16 protein-coding genes are annotated in these 19,468 nt (G+C 39.5%); 11 read left to right on the top strand and 5 right to left on the bottom strand.

Annotation, left to right across the window (positions count from 1 at the left end; genetic code table 11):
• Positions 1–157: 157 nt before the first annotated feature.
• The 6 genes from H9Y05_RS10495 to H9Y05_RS10470 are packed head-to-tail and all read left to right on the top strand — an operon-like array spanning position 158 to position 7,068.
• Positions 158–1,234, top strand: a complete 1,077-nt coding sequence (locus H9Y05_RS10495; RefSeq protein WP_216714255.1) for a hypothetical protein — start codon at positions 158–160, stop codon at positions 1,232–1,234.
• Positions 1,231–1,731: a restriction endonuclease subunit S gene (locus H9Y05_RS10490; RefSeq protein WP_216714254.1), complete on the top strand. Its 501-nt coding sequence runs from the start codon at positions 1,231–1,233 to the stop codon at positions 1,729–1,731. Before H9Y05_RS10495 ends, H9Y05_RS10490 begins: the two co-directional genes overlap by 4 nt.
• A 35-nt stretch (positions 1,732–1,766) precedes the next feature.
• Positions 1,767–2,432, top strand: a complete 666-nt coding sequence (locus H9Y05_RS10485) for a restriction endonuclease subunit S (protein WP_216714253.1) — start codon at positions 1,767–1,769, stop codon at positions 2,430–2,432.
• A gap of 11 nt (positions 2,433–2,443) precedes the next feature.
• Positions 2,444–3,187 carry an abortive infection family protein gene (locus H9Y05_RS10480; protein ID WP_216714252.1) on the top strand — a complete coding sequence of 248 codons (744 nt, stop codon included), beginning with the start codon at positions 2,444–2,446 and terminating at the stop codon, positions 3,185–3,187.
• Positions 3,188–3,200: 13 nt separating this feature from the next.
• Positions 3,201–3,830 carry a hypothetical protein gene (locus H9Y05_RS10475; protein WP_216714251.1) on the top strand — a complete coding sequence of 210 codons (630 nt, stop codon included), beginning with the start codon at positions 3,201–3,203 and terminating at the stop codon, positions 3,828–3,830.
• 40 nt (positions 3,831–3,870) lie between these two features.
• A complete protein-coding gene (locus H9Y05_RS10470) occupies positions 3,871–7,068 on the top strand; it encodes a type I restriction endonuclease subunit R (RefSeq protein WP_216714250.1) in 3,198 nt (1,065 codons plus the stop codon).
• A 37-nt stretch (positions 7,069–7,105) separates the two neighbouring features.
• On the opposite strand, the gene mnmE is transcribed toward H9Y05_RS10470, so the two are convergent.
• The 3 genes from mnmE to H9Y05_RS10455 all read right to left on the bottom strand — a co-directional run bounded on the left by mnmE (position 7,106) and on the right by H9Y05_RS10455 (position 9,956).
• Positions 7,106–8,467 (bottom strand): tRNA uridine-5-carboxymethylaminomethyl(34) synthesis GTPase MnmE, encoded by a 1,362-nt coding sequence (gene mnmE / locus H9Y05_RS10465; protein ID WP_216714249.1) that lies wholly within the window; start codon positions 8,465–8,467, stop codon positions 7,106–7,108.
• Between the two features lie 14 nt (positions 8,468–8,481).
• A complete protein-coding gene (locus tag H9Y05_RS10460; protein ID WP_216714248.1) occupies positions 8,482–9,216 on the bottom strand; it encodes a TlyA family RNA methyltransferase in 735 nt (244 codons plus the stop codon).
• Between the two features lie 107 nt (positions 9,217–9,323).
• Complete coding sequence (locus H9Y05_RS10455; protein ID WP_216714247.1) at positions 9,324–9,956, bottom strand: MarC family NAAT transporter; 633 nt, start codon at positions 9,954–9,956, stop codon at positions 9,324–9,326.
• Between the two features lie 370 nt (positions 9,957–10,326).
• Between H9Y05_RS10455 and hisS the strand changes: the two genes are divergently transcribed.
• Genes hisS through H9Y05_RS10440 form a run of 3 tightly spaced genes read left to right on the top strand, consistent with a single transcriptional unit; the run spans position 10,327 to position 13,701 of the window.
• Positions 10,327–11,700 carry a histidine--tRNA ligase gene (gene hisS, locus H9Y05_RS10450; protein ID WP_216714246.1) on the top strand — a complete coding sequence of 458 codons (1,374 nt, stop codon included), beginning with the start codon at positions 10,327–10,329 and terminating at the stop codon, positions 11,698–11,700.
• Complete coding sequence (gene hutH, locus H9Y05_RS10445; RefSeq protein WP_216714245.1) at positions 11,697–13,187, top strand: histidine ammonia-lyase; 1,491 nt, start codon at positions 11,697–11,699, stop codon at positions 13,185–13,187. Before hisS ends, hutH begins: the two co-directional genes overlap by 4 nt.
• 1 nt (position 13,188) lies before the next feature.
• Complete coding sequence (locus H9Y05_RS10440) at positions 13,189–13,701, top strand: hypothetical protein (RefSeq protein ID WP_163492467.1); 513 nt, start codon at positions 13,189–13,191, stop codon at positions 13,699–13,701.
• A gap of 161 nt (positions 13,702–13,862) precedes the next feature.
• Here the strand turns inward: H9Y05_RS10440 and H9Y05_RS10435 are convergent, their stop codons facing one another.
• Both H9Y05_RS10435 and ygiD read right to left on the bottom strand, forming a co-directional pair.
• Positions 13,863–14,621 (bottom strand): META domain-containing protein, encoded by a 759-nt coding sequence (locus tag H9Y05_RS10435; protein WP_163491631.1) that lies wholly within the window; start codon positions 14,619–14,621, stop codon positions 13,863–13,865.
• 18 nt (positions 14,622–14,639) lie between these two features.
• Positions 14,640–15,467, bottom strand: coding sequence for a 4,5-DOPA-extradiol-dioxygenase (ygiD, locus tag H9Y05_RS10430; protein WP_449649465.1), 828 nt, complete (start codon positions 15,465–15,467; stop codon positions 14,640–14,642).
• 247 nt (positions 15,468–15,714) lie between these two features.
• On the opposite strand from ygiD, the gene H9Y05_RS10425 reads away from it, so the two are divergent.
• Both H9Y05_RS10425 and H9Y05_RS10420 read left to right on the top strand, forming a co-directional pair.
• A complete protein-coding gene (locus H9Y05_RS10425) occupies positions 15,715–16,428 on the top strand; it encodes a hypothetical protein (RefSeq protein WP_163491633.1) in 714 nt (237 codons plus the stop codon).
• Positions 16,429–16,525: 97 nt separating this feature from the next.
• Positions 16,526–19,417: a glycoside hydrolase family 3 N-terminal domain-containing protein gene (locus H9Y05_RS10420; protein ID WP_216714243.1), complete on the top strand. Its 2,892-nt coding sequence runs from the start codon at positions 16,526–16,528 to the stop codon at positions 19,415–19,417.
• Positions 19,418–19,468: the final 51 nt, after the last annotated feature.

Raw genomic sequence — 19,468 nt, 5'->3', positions numbered from 1 at the left:
TTCTATACATATAGCAAATGACGTGTATAGAAAATGGCATTTTCTTATACATATCAAAAACGACGTGTATAAGAAATGACGGTTTTCTATACATATCAAACACAACATGTATAAGAAACGATGGTTTTCTATACATGTTCCAAATAATTGAAAAACGATGGATGAAGAACAAAAATTATTAATTGAATTATTAAAAGAAGCTGTTGAGGATGTTTATAGGGAAAAACCATTTTTGTTTGAATCTTACGAAGGAATTCGAGAAGGACTTGAACAGGCGTTTGTTTTTCGAACAGGTATATATTTAGAGCAAAAAATAAAAGGCTCGATTGGTAGTTTAGGTGAAGAATATGAAGAATTACGTTTAGACTGTGAATACAATAAAAATCATGGAGGAAAAAAAGTAACATTTAATTTCCCTAATGGAATCAAACCTGATATAATTCTTCATAAAAGAGATTGCAATGAAAAAAACAAATTGGTTGTAGAGTTTAAAGGATGGTGGAATAAAGACATTACAAAGGATATTCAAAAATTAAAAGATTTAACTAAACCAAATGGAGGATATGAATATCTAATTGGTGTTTGGGTAAAAGTAACTGCAAATAAAAACAGGATAGAATACAAGTACTTTATTAATGGGAAGGAGGTTGATATAAATGGAGAAAATACTCTAATAGATTCAATCGAAATAGGGATTAAAAACACCCTAGAATTTTCAGGAGCAATGTTGCTTCCGAGTTTTTCAATATACGTTTATGAAATCATTACTGAGGAGAAAGTCTATTTCTATATTGGCATGACGGGTGATCCTTTTTACCCTTCTGCTCGTTCGGCAATTCATCGTTTATCCGGACACTTTGAAAAACTGGATCGATCTACTCAAAATCAAGTGCACAAAGCGCTGACAGAATTAAACATTGATTTGAATAACACGACAATAAAATTGCACCATTTCCCAATAACCGGATACGAGGAATGGCAAGGAAGCAAACAACATCAATTTATAAATGATATTAGAAAAAGTAAAGAATATCAAGATTCTGATGAAAGAAAAAAATACGAAGCTTATAAGAGAAAACAGCAAGAGATAGCAGCTTTTGAAAGTTACCTGATTAAAAATAAACGAAATTTAGGAAATAGATTACTCAATAAGACTTCAGATTCTTCTAAAAACTTTGAGACTCCTGAATATTTAAAAGAAATCGAGAAAGCCATAAATGAAATTGTGATATGAGTGAATGGAAGGAGTATAGATTTTCAGATGTGATAGAATTAATTGGCGGAGGAACTCCAAAGACTTCTGTAAATGGTTATTGGAATGGTAATATCCCATGGTTATCCGTCGCTGATTTTAACACAGGTAAAAAATATGTAAGTAATACTGAAAAAACAATAACAGAAAAAGGGTTATCAGAAAGCAGTACAAAATTGCTTAACAAGAATGATATTATTATATCTGCCAGAGGTACTGTAGGTGCTTTAGCAGTTTTAAGTAGACCAATGACTTTCAATCAATCTTGCTATGGTATTAGAGCCAAAGAAGAATTTTCACTTAATGATTTTATCTATTATTTACTGAAAGATACTGTTTCTGGTTTTCAACAAATAGCTCATGGAGGTGTATTTGATACAATTACAAAGGGTACTTTTAACGAAATTGAAATTTCTCTCCCCCTCTCCCCGAACAAAAAGCCATTGCTTCTGTTCTCAGCAGTTTGGACGATAAAATAGATTTGCTCCACCGCCAAAATGAAACATTGGAAAAAATGGCAGAAACGCTGTTCCGACAATGGTTTGTAGAAGAAGCGAAGGAGGATTGGGAGGAAGTTGTTTTAGGTGAATATATTTCTGTAAAACATGGTTTTGCATTTAAAGGTGATTATATTTCAACAGGAGAAACACATTTAAAGTTAGTTACTCCAGGGAATTTCAAAATTGGAGGTGGTTTCAAATCTGACAAATTCAAATATTACACACGAGAAGATTTTCCGAAAGAATATATTTTTAAGGTTCATGACTTGGTTGTTACAATGACAGATTTAAGTGTAGATGGCGATACTTTAGGGTATTCCGCTTTGATTCCTGATAACTATAAGGATGAAATGTTTTTGCATAATCAACGAGTAGGGAAAGTTGAAATCAAAAAAGAAATTAGTAAGTTTTTTCTTTATTACCTTCTGAAAACAGAAGATTATCAATGGTTTATTTTAAGTGGGGCTTCTGGAACATCAATAAGGCATACTTCTCCAACATCAATTTGTTCATACAGTTTCAAATTACCGTCGAAAGATAAATTAGATGAATTTGAAAAAAAATGCTCAATCATACAAGATAAAATCAGAATCAATCAAAATCAAATCCAGACTCTGAATGCCTTGCGAAATACCTTGTTACCAAAACTCATGAGTGGTGAAGTGAAAGTAGAAAAATAAAGACAAATACTATGAATTTTGAAGTATCACCTAAATATCAGATGGCTTTAGCAGATTCGGTTATTTTAAAAATAATTGAGGAATACCCAACTGAACCAGAAAGAAAATTTTATCTAATTAATTGGAGGAAAATATATAGAAATAGTATAAATGCTTTTGATATTGAATATGAAAGTATTATTAAAAATGTAAATCTTAAAAATACTATTTACGCCTTAAATACTGAAGTTTTATTGAAAATTGCCATCGATTTAGGTTTACAAACTCCTTACTTCATACCTTCCGTTCCTGTTTTTAAGAATGAGCTAAAAATAAGTCACGTAAATGCGTTGGCAACATTTGAAAAAGCATCGAAGCAGATAGAAGAACACCCGGATATTGCGATTGGATTGGCAAATTCGGCATTGGAAAGCATCATCAAGGAAATCCTAAAAGATGAACGTATCAATGGCAAAATAAAAGGAAGTGAAACATTGTATGGATTAACTCAGGAAGTGCTGAAAGCCATTCAACTACTCCCAAATTCAGATATGCCACAGGAAATCAAAACCATTGGAAGTTCCTTGTTATCAGCTAGTCAGGGAATCGAAAAATTACGCAGTGAAAAAACAAATGCACACGGAAAAACAGATGATGATGAAGTTGTTGAGAGCAGCATTTATGCCTATTTTATTTTGAATAGTGTAACAACAATCGGTTTGTTTTTAAACTCCTATTACAAAAATAAATTTCCGAAAACGGAACCAACTCACTAACAACTAAAACGAGATGAACTTAACCGAAATTGACGATCAATTTACGAAACAATACAAAGAGTTATTAGACATTCAGTACAACATAAAAGCACAGCTGAATACCTACTCTTTTGACTTGAATAAAAACGAAATAACAGAAGCCGTTTTAAATCGAATGGGCGCTTTCTGGCACTTCAATGTAAACAACAACAAAGATATTTTAGATCGGAAGACGAATACAACCGCAGCAGATTTCTTTACCGAAACTTGTTTGCTGTTCATCAAATCGTATTTTGAAAATAAACACGGTTTACAGGTTACATCTGAAAAAAGTCTTGTTCGTAGCCGTAATTCCATTCGTCCGGATATTTCCATTTGGAGAGGAGAAGAAGTAGTTGCTGTCATCGAATTGAAAGTAAATGACGGTTGGAAGCGAAAGAACATGATGGAACATTTGGCAAATCGTGAACAACAGATAAAAAACTGCGCCCCCAATGCCTATTTTGGAGTTGTTTCATTCTGGAATTTCTTTGAAAAGAAAGCACCTGAATGGAATAAGAAATATGTAGGTCTTTTAGAATGGGATGAAAAATCTGAAAAAAAACATCCACCAACAGGAGGTTTAGTAGAAAACATACTGAAAGAAATAGAAAACATACTATAAATGACTATTTTAGTCAAATCATCAGCGAATAACTATAGAAATGAACGAAAGCACAATCGAACAATTTGCTATTGAACTACTAAAAAACCAAGGGTACGAATACTGTTATGCACCTGCCATTGCTCCAGATAGTGAAACACCTGAACGGGAAAGTTTTGAACAGGTATTGTTACTCGAAAGAATAACTCGTACCGTTCGAAAAATAAATCCAAGAATACCTGAAGAGGCAATAACAGAAGCAATCAGAGAGATACAGCGCATTGTTTCACCCGATTTACTCAGCAATAATGAATTGTTTCATCGTTTATTAACGGAGGGAATCCCTGTAACAGTCCGAATCGACAACGAAGATCGCGGAGAAAGAGTCTGGTTAATTGATTTCAATGATCCTGAAAACAATGAATTCCTTGTGGCCAATCAGTTTACCATTGTAGAAAATGGAAACAACAAACGACCTGATTTGATTGTGTTTGTAAATGGTATTCCATTAGTTGTTATTGAATTGAAGAATGCAATTGATGAAAACACGACCATCAATTCTGCCTTTAAGCAAGTCGAAACGTATAAATCTGTTATTCCCAATCTATTTACATACAATGGATTGGTGATTATTTCAGATGGATTGGAAGCCAAGGCGGGAACAATTTCAGCAGGATTCAGTCGTTTTATGGCTTGGAAAACCATTGACGGAAAAATGGAAGCTTCGCATCTGATCAGTCAGCTGGAAACATTGATGCTGGGAATGTTAAATAAAACGACCTTAATTGATCTGATCAGACATTTTATCGTTTTTGAAAAAACTAAAAAGGAAGACAATAACGGAGTCATTACCATTTCTACGGTCAAAAAAGTAGCAGCCTACCACCAATATTATGCTGTTAATCGCGCCGTAGAATCAACTTTAAGAGCGACAGGATTTACAAGCTCACCAATTATGGAAGAAGACCCGGAAGAATATGGTTTGCCGGATGTGAAAAGCCAACCTTTCGGCGATAGAAAAGGAGGTGTAGTCTGGCATACACAAGGAAGCGGAAAATCGCTTTCAATGGTGTTTTATGCCGGAAAAGTGGTGTTGGCTTTAAATAACCCTACAATTTTAGTTATTACAGACAGGAATGATCTGGATGATCAGTTGTTTGATACGTTTGCCGCTTCCAAACAGCTACTGCGACAAGATCCTGTACAAGCCGAAAGCAGTAACCAATTAAAGGATTTGCTAAAAGTGTCGTCCGGAGGAGTTATTTTCACTACCATACAAAAATTCCAACCTGAAGAAGGTAATGTTTACGAACAACTTTCTGACAGAAACAACATCATTGTCATAGCCGATGAAGCGCACCGGACACAATACGGATTCAAAGCAAAAACAGTTGATGACAAAGATGAAGAGGGAACTGTTATTGGTAAAAAGATTGTATACGGCTTTGCCAAATACATGCGGGATGCTTTACCAAACGCGACCTATCTTGGTTTTACAGGGACGCCAATTGAAAGTGCGGATGTCAATACACCTGCTGTTTTTGGAAATTATGTTGATATTTATGACATTGCACAAGCAGTAGAAGATGGTGCAACCGTACGTATATTTTATGAAAGCCGTTTGGCAAAAGTGAATCTGAGTGACGAAGGCAAGCAACTGATTGAAGATCTGGATGAAGAGCTTGAAGAAGAAGAGTTAACGAATACTCAGAAAGCAAAAGTCAAATGGACACAGCTGGAGGCGCTTATCGGAAGTGAAAACCGGATTAAAAACATTGCAAAGGACATTGTTGAACATTTTTCTCAGAGACAAGAAGTTTTTGAAGGAAAAGGGATGATTGTAACAATGAGTCGTCGCATTGCTGCGGCCTTATACGAAGCAATTATTGCAGAAAAACCGGAATGGCATTCAAATGATTTGAATAAAGGAAAAATAAAAGTTGTCATGACTTCCGCCTCATCAGATGGCCCTCAAATAGCTAAACATCATACGACAAAACAGCAAAGACGTCTATTGGCAGATCGGATGAAAAATACCGATGACGAATTACAGTTGGTCATTGTCAGAGATATGTGGCTCACAGGTTTTGATGCTCCAAGCATGCACACGTTGTATATTGACAAACCAATGAAAGGTCATAACCTGATGCAGGCTATAGCGCGTGTCAATCGGGTGTATAAGGACAAGCCCGGAGGGTTGGTTGTTGATTATCTTGGAATTGCTTCTGACCTGAAAAAAGCATTGGCATTTTATTCCGATGCAGGCGGAAAAGGAGATCCCACTAAAGCACAGGAGCAAGCTGTTCAATTGATGTTAGAGAAATTAGAGGTTGTATCACAACTCTATCACGGTTTTCCGTATGAAGAATACTTTGATGCCGATACATCAAAAAAACTTTCACTGATTTTAGCAGCTGAAGAGCATATATTGGGCTTGGAAGATGGAAAAAAGCGATACATCAATGAAGTAACGTCTCTTTCTAAAGCTTTTGCCATTGCAATACCGCACGAACAGGCAATGGATGTAAAAGATGAAATTTCATTTTTTCAAGCAGTAAAAGCCCGTTTAGCAAAATTTGATAATACAGGTTCAGGTAGAACAGATGACGAAATTGAAACGACTATCCGTCAGGTCATTGATAAGGCATTGGTTTCCGAACAGGTTATTGATGTATTTGATGCTGCAGGAATCAAAAAACCGGACATTTCCATTCTTTCTGAGGAATTTTTACTTGAATTAAAAGGAATGGAACACAAAAACATCGCCTTAGAAGTATTAAAAAAGTTACTGAACGACGAAATAAAATCCAGAGCAAAAAAGAACCTGATTCGAAGTAAAAGTTTAATGGAAATGTTGGAAGCATCCATTAAAAAATACCATAATAAGATATTAACTGCCGCTGAAGTTATTGATGAGTTAATAAAACTTAGTAAAGACATTGTTAAGATGGATAGTGAGGCGAGTTTACTGGGGTTGTCAGAATATGAGTATGCTTTCTATACAGCGGTTGCAAATAATGATAGCGCCAGAGAATTGATGGCACAGGATGCTTTACGTGAGCTGGCAGTTGTGCTAACAGACACCATCAGAAAAAATGCCTCCATTGACTGGACAATTAAAGAAAGTGTCAAAGCAAAATTGAAAGTGCTTGTTAAACGATTACTGAGAAAATATGGGTATCCACCAGATATGCAGTTGTTGGCTACAGAAACAGTACTGAAACAAGCGGAAATAATTGCAAATGACTTGATGAATTAATTGTTTGTATATTAGGTTCTTGTAAAAAAAATAGACCCTACTTCCCGATACAAAACTTACTAAAAATATTCGCCAGCAAATCATCCTCGGAAATATTCCCGGTAATTGTTCCTAAATGATACATTGCCTGGCGGATGTCCATTGCCACAAAATCTCCGGTGATGTTCGTTTCCAGACCGGTCTTTGCTTGTTGGAGAGCTTCACGGGTGCGGGAGAGCGCATCGCGGTGACGGATATTACTGATAATCGTTTCGTTTTGCAGGTCTGCCCCCTGAGTGATCTGGTTGACCATCCAGTTTTTTAATGCAGCGATGTTGAATCCTTCTTTGGCACTGATGCCGATTTCCGAATCGGAGAGTTCCTGTGTTTGCACATCCGATTTATTGGCAATCACAACCAGACGCTTGTTCGGGTAGGTTTGTTGTAGTTCATTTTTCCACGCGCGCACTTCATCTAGGCTATTTGAAATACTTGCATCTGCCATACAGAGAACGAGTTTCGCCTGTTCAATCTTTTGCCGGGAACGTTCAATTCCCAATGCTTCAATTTCCTCGGCATTTTCGCGAATTCCCGCAGTATCAATCAAACGGAATAAAATCCCGTCAATGTTGAGTGTTTCTTCAATCACATCACGGGTCGTTCCGGCGATGCTGCTCACAATGGCACGATCTTCTTGCAAAAGCTGGTTGAGCAAAGTTGATTTTCCAGTGTTGGGAGCACCAACAATGGCAACAGGGACCCCATTTTTGATGGCATTCCCCAGCTCAAACGATTCTTCGAGACGGGTAACAACAGCCAGAACAGTTGTAACGAGTTCCAACAATTCAGTACGGTCGGCAAATTCGACGTCCTCCTCAGAAAAATCGAGTTCCAGTTCCACAAGGCTTGCAAAGTGAATCAGACGTTCGCGCAATTCCTTCAGTTCCGAAGAGAAATTTCCGCGCAATTGATTCAGTGCGATTTCATGTGCTTTTTTTGATTCCGAAGCAATCAGATCGGCAACAGCTTCTGCTTGCGAAAGGTCCATTTTTCCGTTGAGAAACGAACGCATGGTAAATTCTCCCGGAGCTGCCATTCGACATCCCTGCGCCAATAGAACGTCCATTACCCGCTGCAAAATGTAAGCAGAGCCGTGGCAGGAAATTTCAGCACTTTCTTCTCCGGTGAAACTTTTTCCGTCGTGAAATACGGAAATCAACACTTCGTCAATCAGTTCACCTTCTTTGGAGCGAATAGTACCGAAATGCAGTGTATGTGATTGCTTTTCTTTCAGATTTTTACCAAAAACGGGAGAAATCAAATCCAAGCAGTTTTTCCCGGAAACACGGATCACTCCGATGGCACCGATTCCGTTAGGAGTAGCCAGTGCACAAATCACATCATTTTGCAGTGTTGTCATGGTGCAAAGTTAACTCAATTCTCCTTTTTCAGAAGCATCAAAAACTCTTTATTCCCGTCACCTCCGAGAATAGGAGATTCGATGTGTGCAACGTACTTTAAATGATTCGTTGTGCCGGTGAGTTTGATTCGTTCCAACACATCTTTATACAAGGTCTGATTTTTAACAATTCCACCTTTCCCGATGTTTTCCTTTCCTACCTCAAACTGAGGTTTTACCAAGGCGATTACAAATGCTCCGTCTGATAAAAAAGGATGGATGAACGGAAATATTTTTTCCAGGGAAATAAATGAAACATCAATCGCGCATCCGTCACAGGATTCCGGAATCAGTTTGTGTGTCAATTCCCGGACATGTGTGCGCTCGAGGTTGATCACCCGTGCATCTGATTTGATTGAAGCATGTAATTGATCTTTTCCGACATCCACACAGAATACTTTTTGTGCACCATTTTTCAGGAGTACTTCTGTAAATCCACCGGTTGAAGCACCTATGTCCATAATGGTTTTTCCGGAAATAAGAGGCTGCCACTGTTCAATTGCTTCTACCAACTTCAATGCTCCTCTGGAAACCCATGGAATTTCTTCTGCCATTAATTCGATGTGTGCATCAACAGGTACTTTTTTTCCTGTTTTAGTGATCAGTTTCCCGTTGACTTTTACACCGTACACACGAATGATTTCTTCCGCACGGACACGTGAACTAACTAGCTCCCGCTGCAACAGCAATTTGTCGAGTCTTTCCTCCATGATGCAAAGGTAGCACATTTGCGGACTTGTGGTGGTCAAAACGGCATATCGTAATATTGCAGTATTGAAATATGTACATATCGCAATATTACGATATAGCGATATGACTATCCGATGAGTTTTCCAAACAAATCCAACACCGCCGAAGAAATGTACTCAATCCCGATTGCGATGACAATAAAACCAATGATGCGTGAAATGGCATTGATTCCCGAAGCTCCCAATCCTTTCACGATAAAATGAGAAGAGCGTAAAATCAGGAAAACGGAAATTCCGACACACAAAATAGCACCCACGATAATTAAAATTTGATTCGTTTCCCGATGCAGTTGATTGAGTGTAATCAGTAGTGAAATTGATCCGGGACCTGCAAGCATCGGAATAGCAAGAGGAGTGAGGGAAATGTCGGATCGTTTTTCCAGATCCGCTTTGACACTGGAACGTTTCATCCCCTTGTGTTTTGTGAAGGATCCGGTCAATAGGGCAAATCCGGAAGATGCGATGATCAACCCGCCTGCAATGCGCAATGAATTGATGGAAATTCCGAAAAAGTTAAGAACATAACTTCCGGCGAAAAAAGAAATTATGAGAATCACACACACATTGATGGCCGTCAGAATACACGTTCGTTGTCTGTTAATCTTAGATTCATTGGTAGTTAATCCGACAAAAATGGGAACAGTTCCCAATGGATTAATAATAGAGAAAAGGCCGGCGAAGATCGTTATAAAAAGTTCCATTGTTTTTTGCCGCAAAATTCCTGTATTCCTACCGTTTCCGGGTTATGAAAATATAAAATGTACGTTAAGACTTTTTAATTGTGAATGATTAATGTCTCAATTATCAAGTGTTGGTTGTGAAATTTCTTGTTGCGAAGCCACGATCATTGACTTTATGACCTTTTGACATTATGATTGGTTGACTTTATGACGGATTGAGTTAAAACTACCTCATTCAAAATTCAGTATTCTATATTTTACGAAGCTTTGATAATTGAACATTGATAATTCTCTCCCAACTCTCCACTCATTCATCATTCAAAATTCAGTATTCACTTTCAACTAACCCACTTTCCACTACTTTTTGTAGTTTTGTCAAAATTTTCATTCAATGGCACAAAAACCATCCATACCAAAAGGAACACGCGATTTTTTACCGTTTGAAGTTGCGCAGCGTACTTACATTTTCGATACGATCAAAGAAGTATACAAAAAATTCGGATTTGCACCAATTGAAACACCCTCCTTTGAACTTTCCTCAACATTACTTGGGAAATACGGAGAAGAAGGCGACCGTTTGATCTTCCGCATTCTGAATTCCGGTGAAAAAATGAAAAAAGCAGATGTGCAGGCGTTGGAAGCAGACAACCTGGCGCGTTTTGCCAATTCACTTGCCGAAAAAGCATTGCGTTACGATTTGACAGTTCCCTTTGCCCGGTTTGTTGTGCAACACCAGAATGAACTTTCCTTCCCGTTCAAACGTTACCAGATTCAACCCGTTTGGCGTGCCGATCGCCCACAACATGGACGTTATCAGGAATTTTTTCAATGCGATGCCGATGTAGTTGGAAGCGATTCGCTGATCTATGAAGTCGATTTTGTACTGATGTTTGATGAAGTACTGACCAATCTCGGACTGCCGGATTTCTCCATCAAGATCAACAACCGGAAAATTCTTTCAGGAATTGCTGAAGTGTGTGGTGAAACAGAAAAAATCGTTGCGATCACAGTTGCAATTGATAAACTGGATAAAATAGGAACGGATGGAGTCGTGAAAGAATTGGAAGAGAAAAATATTTCTGCAGAAGCCATCGAAAAAATCAAACCTTTGTTTGCAATGCAAGGCTCCAATGAAGAAATCCTGCAGCAAATGAAAACCTATCTTGCTTCGAGTACAATCGGGCAGGAGGGGATCGCGGAACTGGAATTTGTGTTGGATCAGGTTGCTAAATTAGCGTTAAAACGTGCAAAAATAGAGTTTGATGTAACATTGGCACGTGGTCTGAATTATTACACAGGAGCTATTTTTGAAGTGAAAGCGAATGGTGTGCAAATGGGAAGCATTTGTGGTGGCGGACGCTACGACGACTTGACCGGGTTGTTTGGAATGAAAGGAATGTCCGGAGTAGGAATTTCATTTGGAGCAGATCGTATTTACGATGTAATGAACGAATTGAACTTATTCCCGGAATCACTAACGAAAGGAGTGAAGTTGCTCTTCATCAATTTCGGAGAAAAAGAACAGGCATTTTGCATGTATGTAGCTCGTCAGTTGAGAAATGAAGGCATTGCATGCGATATTTATCCTTCGGCGGCGAAATTGCAAAAACAAATGAAGTATGCCAATGATATCCGTGCGACATATACAGCGCTTGTCGGGGAAACCGAAATAGCAGAGAATAAAATCACCCTCAAAGACATGGACAGTGGAGAACAAACCCGATGTACCATTGAGGAATTAATTTTAAAGTTAAAAGAAGAATGAAACTAGTTACTATTGATCGAAAATGGTTGCGTCTTGAAGAAATTGAAGCAATTCTGGCTACCCCTTCCCAGCTTCAGTTGAATGACGAAACAAAATCAGAAATTCAAAAATGCCGTGATTTTCTGGATAAAAAAGTAGGAGACTCATCCGATCTGATTTATGGTGTCAACACCGGTTTCGGATCCTTGTGTAATACAGCAATCTCACCGGAAGACCTTTCAACCTTGCAATCAAACCTGGTGCGTTCACATGCATGTGGGATGGGAGAATTGGTGCCGTTGGAAATCGTGCGAAGAATGCTGTTGCTGAAAGTATTGGGACTTTCTCATGGGAAATCAGGAGTGCAGGTACAAACAGTGGAACGATTGATTTATTTCTTCAACAACAATATTTTCCCGGTAGTGTACCAGCAAGGTAGTTTGGGAGCTTCGGGAGATTTGGCTCCGTTGGCGCATCTTTGCCTTCCGTTATTGGGAGAAGGAGAGGTGTTTTACAACGATGCAATCCGACCAACGAGTGAAGTGTATGCTGAATTAAAACTGGAACCGATCGTATTGCAATCCAAAGAGGGATTGGCATTGCTGAACGGGACACAATTTATGAGTGCCTATGCCTCATATGCCGTTGCGAACAGTTTTAAGTTGTGGAATCAATTCAATTTGATCGGTGCGATGTCACTGGAGGCATATGATGGAAGAATCAACCCGTTTCAGGCAAATGTGAATGAAATTCGCAATCAGAAAGGACAGATGGAGACAGCGGAACAATTCCGAAAATTGTTGAAGGGAAGCGAGATTGTCAAAAAGCACAAAGAACATGTGCAGGACCCGTATTCATTCCGTTGTATTCCACAGGTACATGGTGCTTCGCTGGATACATTTAAGCATTGCTCAAAAATGGTAGAACGTGAAATCAATGCCGTAACAGACAATCCGACGATATTCCCGGAAGACGATGATGTGGTTTCTGCGGGTAATTTTCACGGACAGCCGTTGGCATTGGTCATGGATTTTATGGCAATTGCACTGGCAGAACTGGGAAGCATCTCGGAACGCAGAATCTATAAGCTGATTTCAGGAACGCGCGGATTACCGGCATTTTTGGTGGCTAACCCCGGGTTGAACTCCGGATTTATGATTCCGCAGTATACCTGTGCATCCATTGTGAGTCAGAATAAACAATTGTGTACACCTGCAAGTGTAGATACGATTGATTCATCCAACGGACAGGAGGATCATGTGTCGATGGGAGCGAATGCAGCAACGAAACTGTACCGGGTCATCGAAAACTGTTATTCGATTCAGGGAATAGAATTAATGAACGCAGCGCAGGCAATTGAATTCAGAAGACCGTTGAAAAGTTCTGAAATTATTGAACAATTGCATGCAGCTTACAGAAAAGTTGTACCTTTCGTGTCAACAGATGTGTATTTTCATCCGATGATGGAAATAAGTAAACAATTTGTCAAAAGATTAACACTACAATAAAATGAGCGAAGTTTTAGAACAAGAAGAAAGAAGACAAAAAAGGCCGGTTTTCCTGACGGTAATCGGAATCCTGAGTTTGATCAATATCGGATGGTCGTTACTGACTAACTTTTTCTCCCTCATTGGCGGACCAATGAATGAGGAAGAACTGGAAGAGGCGAAGATTGAAATGACCAAAAGTATTAATCAGGTCAGAGGAACAGAAGGAATGGAATGGTTTGAAGATTTCATGCGCAGCATCATTGATATGATGGAATCAACAAATACACACCATACCATGAATGTGCTGACCGGGATTTTAATTCTACTGATTGGGCTTGTCGGGGTTATTTTTATGTTGAAAGGACGTAAATTGGGATTCCACATCTACATTGTTTACAGTTTTCTGGCAGCTGTTCAGATATACTTGTTCATAGCACCGTCATTGTTGTCCAACATGATTGTGATTATCAGCCTGTTCTTGAGCGGAATTTTTGTCTTATTGTACGGACTGAATTTAAAATGGATGAAATAGATTCAACAGAAATCATTGATATAAAAAATCCCGTGGTTGTTTTTCAATCACGGGATTTTTTTATAGTCCAATACCTGGGAAATTTTAGCTGAACAGATGGATGCATAAATCCGTGCACCTGCGGTTAATAATATCTCTTCATTAAATAGAATCTGGTTGAATTAACGCAAGTAAACAACCTCAAATTTCAGCACATCTTTTTTCGATTGAATAACCAATGTCTCTTCTGTTGCCTGGTAGGTCAGATCACCCTGAAGGATTTTTGTGAATTGTTCAAATACAAACGAATCCGGACAAGCCATCATGGTCGAGATTAGTTTGTCAAAGGAAATCGTAGTTCCGTTCAGTTGATACATTCCACCGAAACCATTGCATCCGTCATTTCCATTGATACGACTGAATTCAGATTTAAAAATCAGATGCGGTTCCCGCGACATGAAATCATCTTTTGTAACGATCCGGTCATTGATGGAAACCAATTTCCAGTATTTTTCTACTAAATTGGAATCCGTTTGTACTTTATGGAATTGCTCCAATCCCGTCAATGAACGATTATCTGCCGATTCGCTTGTCAAAATGAACAAGGTATTTTCACCAACGACCAGACGATTTGTATTCAAATGAGGAATCTGGTTGTCCAGGTGGATTATTCTTCCTTGCTGGTCCCACTCAAAGGTTCCTTTCATATACGTGTTTTTTGACGCGTCTCCAGTTGCCGCAGCGACAAGTTTGTAGGTGCCGTCTGTATTCAATGTCAACTGGATATCCGGTAATTGATAGTTCTTGTCGGAATACAAATAAATGCCATTCCAGTCAACAGCTGTTTGACTATTGTCACTTACTGCTGCATTTTTCTTTGTTCCACAGCTGAACATGATTGCTGAAAGCACTAACATCGGGATCAAAATACTACTTTTCATCATTTTTTATTTATCGGTTTAACCTATTTTCACGGATGTCATTGTGAGTGAGCCACCAACAGCCTTGTCGTTAAAGATTTCAATTTTTTCATTTTTATCTTGCAACGCCAGGGTGTAAAGCAATGGTAAATAATGTTCGGGAGTCGGAATTGCTAATTCAAATCCTTTTCCCTGCGAACGAAAATCAATCAATGCCTTGTGATTTCCATCTAAAATGAACGCTTTCATTTTTGCATCCGTTTCCAACGCCCAATCGTACCCGTATTCCGGTTCACTCAGACGGTTCCAGGCAACCATACGCAAATTGTGTACCATGTTTCCGCTTCCGATGATCAAAATCCCTTTTTTGCGTAACGCCTGTAATTCTCGCGCCAGCTCATAGTGATAATTCGGTCCCTGATAATAGTCGAGGCTTAATTGTACAACAGGAATGGATGCGTCCGGGTATAAATGTTTGATCACACTCCATGCCCCATGATCCAGCCCCCAACTTTCGTCGAGGCCTACGGATGTGGTTGTAACCAGTTGTTGTGCTTCTTTTGCCAGTTCCGGACTTCCGGGAGCAGGGTATTGCACATCGAACAATGCCTGAGGAAATCCTCCGAAATCGTGAATGGTAGGTGGGTTTTGCATCGCGGTGACAAATGTTCCTTTCGTTTCCCAATGTGCAGAAACACACAGAATCGCATTGGGTTTGGGGATTGTTTTTCCGATTTTCCGGAATCCTTCCACGAATTCATTTTCTTCAATTGCGTTCATAGGACTTCCATGTCCCAGGAACAAAACAGGCATTTTTTCTGTCTCGTCAAATGCCGCTGCCATTTTAGTTAAACTGTTTAATTTCATTGCTGCTCCAATTAAAGGGATGACTGCCAGTGATTGTAAAAAACGTTTTCTCTCCATGTTATATGTGTACTTATTGTCAGATGGTATGTTGTCATTTATTCAAAACAAAAATCGGTCTTTTTCAACAACAATGAAATAACATAGGTTAAGAAATGGTTGTCCGTTTAGCTTACTTTAACGAATTATAACAGATTCGGTTCCGTTTGTTGGTATCTTTTTTGTTTATTTGTTGTACAGAAAAATAGGTATGAAGCTCGTTACCCTCACCCTCTTACTGTTCATTTCATTCAGTGCAGCATCACAGTGTGAAACCGTTTTGTTCAAAGGAAAAGTCTATGATACCCTTCGCTATCAGTCATTTTACAACATGATGATTGTCAACCGTACAACGGGAAAGGGTGTTTTCGGCCAACCGAACGGGCATTTCTCGGTGTATGTTAACGATGGTGATTCAATAACAATTTCTGTCAAAGGCTATGACCTGATTGATGTACGTATTAAAGCGGATGGAGATTGCCGGTTTGTACGAGATTTTCCAATTATCGGTAAACCTCACGAATTTGAGGAGGTAGTTGTACGTCCGATCAAATCACTGGAACAAATCCGGGAAGAACGTGAAGCACTGGTGATGGTAGAAACACGCACAGTTACAGGTTTGGAAGTGGTGCAAAGCCCGATTACGGCGCTATATCAGGCATTTTCCAAAACAGAGCGGAACAAACGCAAAATCGAAGAATGGAAATTCAAAGATTCGCAACGCGATATCCTCAAAGAGTTGTTGCGCACCTATGTTGCATACGATGTGGTCAATCTGACGGAAGAAGAATTCGACGATTTCATCAATTTTCTGAATGTAGATGCTGATTTTCTCAGGACAGCATCTGAATGGGAACTCATTGAATACATCAAAGGAAAATACGAGCATTTCATGTACCTGAAGTACAGTGACCGGGATCGGTAATTTCTTTTTAGGATAAGGTGTTAACAACTATCTGCTGTCAGTCGGTTTTTCGGCACAATCTATGCTTAATTTCGCAGTATCATTAGTTTAAATGAAAATGAATAAACGTTTTAAGATCTCCCTGTTTCTTTTAGTTGCGGCTGTTATCCCGTTATTGCTTTCTTTCTTTCATGTCAGAGGGAAGGTTAACCCCGCTGCTTCCTGGGCGGATGAGAAGCTGACAACATTGACCCTGGAGCAAAAAATAGGTCAGTTCTTTATGGTGGCAGCTTATCCTGCGAAAGGAGATGGACACATGAATGAGATTGAAAAAATCATCAAGGAAAATGGAGTCGGAAGCGTGATTTGGTTTCCTGTCAATAAAGAAAATTACCTGAAATATGCAGAAAAACTGCAAAAAACATCTTCCCTTCCTCTGTTATACGGATTAGATGCAGAGTGGGGAGTGAGCATGCGGATGGAAAATGAAGACCGTTTTCCGTATGCCTATTCTGTCGGTGCAGCGAATGATTTGAAATTATCCGAAGAATTGGCAGAAATGATGGCTTATGAATGTGCAGAATTGGGATTTCAATTCAATTTCAGCCCCGTTGCCGATGTGAACTCTAACCCGAATAACCCGGTGATCGGTTTTCGCTCCTTTGGAGATGATTCCGTGCAGGTAGGGAAGCAAGTGGCTGCCTTTGTCAGGGGATTTGAAAAAAGTGGTGTGTATTCCAGCATCAAACATTTTCCGGGACATGGAGATACAGACGTCGATTCCCATTACGGATTACCAACTATCAATAAATCACTATCCGAATTAATGAACAGTGACTGGATTCCTTTTGCAGAAGGAATAAAAGCAGGAGCTACCTCCGTCATGGTGGGACACCTGAACGTGCCTTCATTGGACCCGAGCGGAACACCAGGTAGTTTGTCGAAAATCATTATCCACGATTACCTCAAAGGAAAATTAGGTTTCAAAGGGTTGGTTATTTCCGATGCGTTGAACATGAAAGCCGTTTCTGAAAAATACGGGAAAGGAGAAGTCGCCGTAAAAGCGTTTGAAGCAGGGTGCGACATCCTGGTGTATTCGGAGAATGTAGGAGAAGCCATTCAGGCAATCAAGAAGAAAGTGGAAAGCGGTGCAATTACCGAGAAAGAAATCAATGAGCGGTGCCTGAAAATTTTAAAGCTGAAGGAAAAAAGTTTCATTAAACCGGTAAAAGGAAAGGCGTACACAAAAGGGGAACGTGATTGGGCATGTTACCGTACATTTGAGAAAAGCACGGCGTTGTTGAAAAATGAAAAAAATCAGCTTCCCTTGGGCGATTTGAGCAAAAAAATACTGCATATTTCAATTGGAAGCGTTCCGGAAGAATTCAATTCTCTTTCAGATGAATACGCTCCGATTACACACACCAATTATTCGTTCAAAGAAATTGAGTCAGGTGCATTCAAACCCAAAACGGAAGGATATGCCACGATTATTGTCACGGTACATGCAACAACCGTTCGGCCGAAAGATAACGTTGGAATGCCCGGAAACCTGAATGCCGTTTTTCAGCAATTACCCACTACAACGAATAATACAGTTGTTGTCTTTGGAAATCCCCTGGCATTGAGCAATAATTATGACTTTTCAAACATACACTCCCTTATTGTGGCGTATGAAAATAACCGGTATGTTCAGAACCGGGTCGCACAAATGATTTTTGGCGCGGTTCCATTCTCAGGAAGATTGACAACTGCTGCCGGAACTCATTTTGGGAAAGGTGCCGGGCTGGATACCAAAACAAACGGGCGGTTAAAGTTTTCGCAACCGGAAGAGGTGGGGGTTGATCCGAAAAAACTGGAAGAAATAGACCGGATTGTTGAGAAAGCCATTGCAGAAAAAGCATTTCCGGGGTGTCAGATTGTTGCGGCTGTTGACGGGAAGCTCTTTTTCAGAAAAAATTACGGTACACATCAGTACAATAACCGGAAAGTAAACAATGATGATGTTTACGACATCGCATCCATCACAAAAGTAGCTGCTTCCACAACCGCGTTGATGAAATTGCAGTCCGAAGGGAAATTCTCACTGGACAAAAAACTGAGTGAATACCTGCCTGATCTGACTGCTGGCTATCCGATGGGAAGTCTCAAATTGCGGGAAATGCTGGCACATCAAGCCGGTTTGAAAGCCTGGATACCGTTTTATAAATACACCTTACTGGACGGAAATCTGAATCCTGCCTGGTATGTAAAATCCGCTACCGGTTCGGACTTCAATAAAGTGGCTGATCATATTTATCTCAAATCGCAATATGCCGATACGATCAAGAAAACAATTCTTTTACAACCGTTGGGGACTAAAAAATACCTCTACAGCGATCTGGGATATTATTTTGTAAAAGACATCATCGAACAGGAATCAGGAAAAAAACTGAACATATTCCTGTACGACGAAGTATATGCGAAGATGGGGTTGCACCGAACCTTGTTCAATCCGAATGGAATTGTAGACGCAGATAAAATCGTTGCGACGGAAGATGACAAGATTTTCAGAAAACAATTGATCAAAGGATACGTACACGATCCGGGAGCGGCAATGATCGGAGGAGTAGGAGGGCATGCCGGCTTGTTTTCCAACGCGACGGAATTGGCTGCGCTTATGCAATTGTTTCTCAACAAAGGAAATTACGGAGGAGTGCAGATTTTAGATCCGAAAGTTGTGGCAGAATATACACGCGTTCAGTTTTCCGGAAATCGCCGGGGGGCCGGATTTGACAAACCTGTGTTGGGAACCGGGGGAGGAACCTGTGACGAATCCGCTTCACCTGAAAGCTTCGGGCACTCCGGTTTTACAGGGACACTTGCATGGGCGGATCCCAAAAATGGTCTCAATTATGTGTTTTTATCCAATCGCGTCTACCCGGATGCCGAAAACAAGAAACTGATTTCACTGGGGACGAGAACAGAAGTTCAAAAAGTGCTCAATGAAGCGTTGAAGACAAAGAAATAACGATCGTGATTACCTGTTAAAGACTGGTTTTCATTTTGTTGTTTGAAAAAA

This window comes from Taishania pollutisoli (genome assembly GCF_014518315.1).
Lineage (GTDB): Bacteria > Bacteroidota > Bacteroidia > Flavobacteriales_D > Crocinitomicaceae > Taishania > Taishania pollutisoli.
Note: the sequence above shows the minus strand (reverse complement) of the source record. Positions and strands in the feature narration are given on the sequence as shown.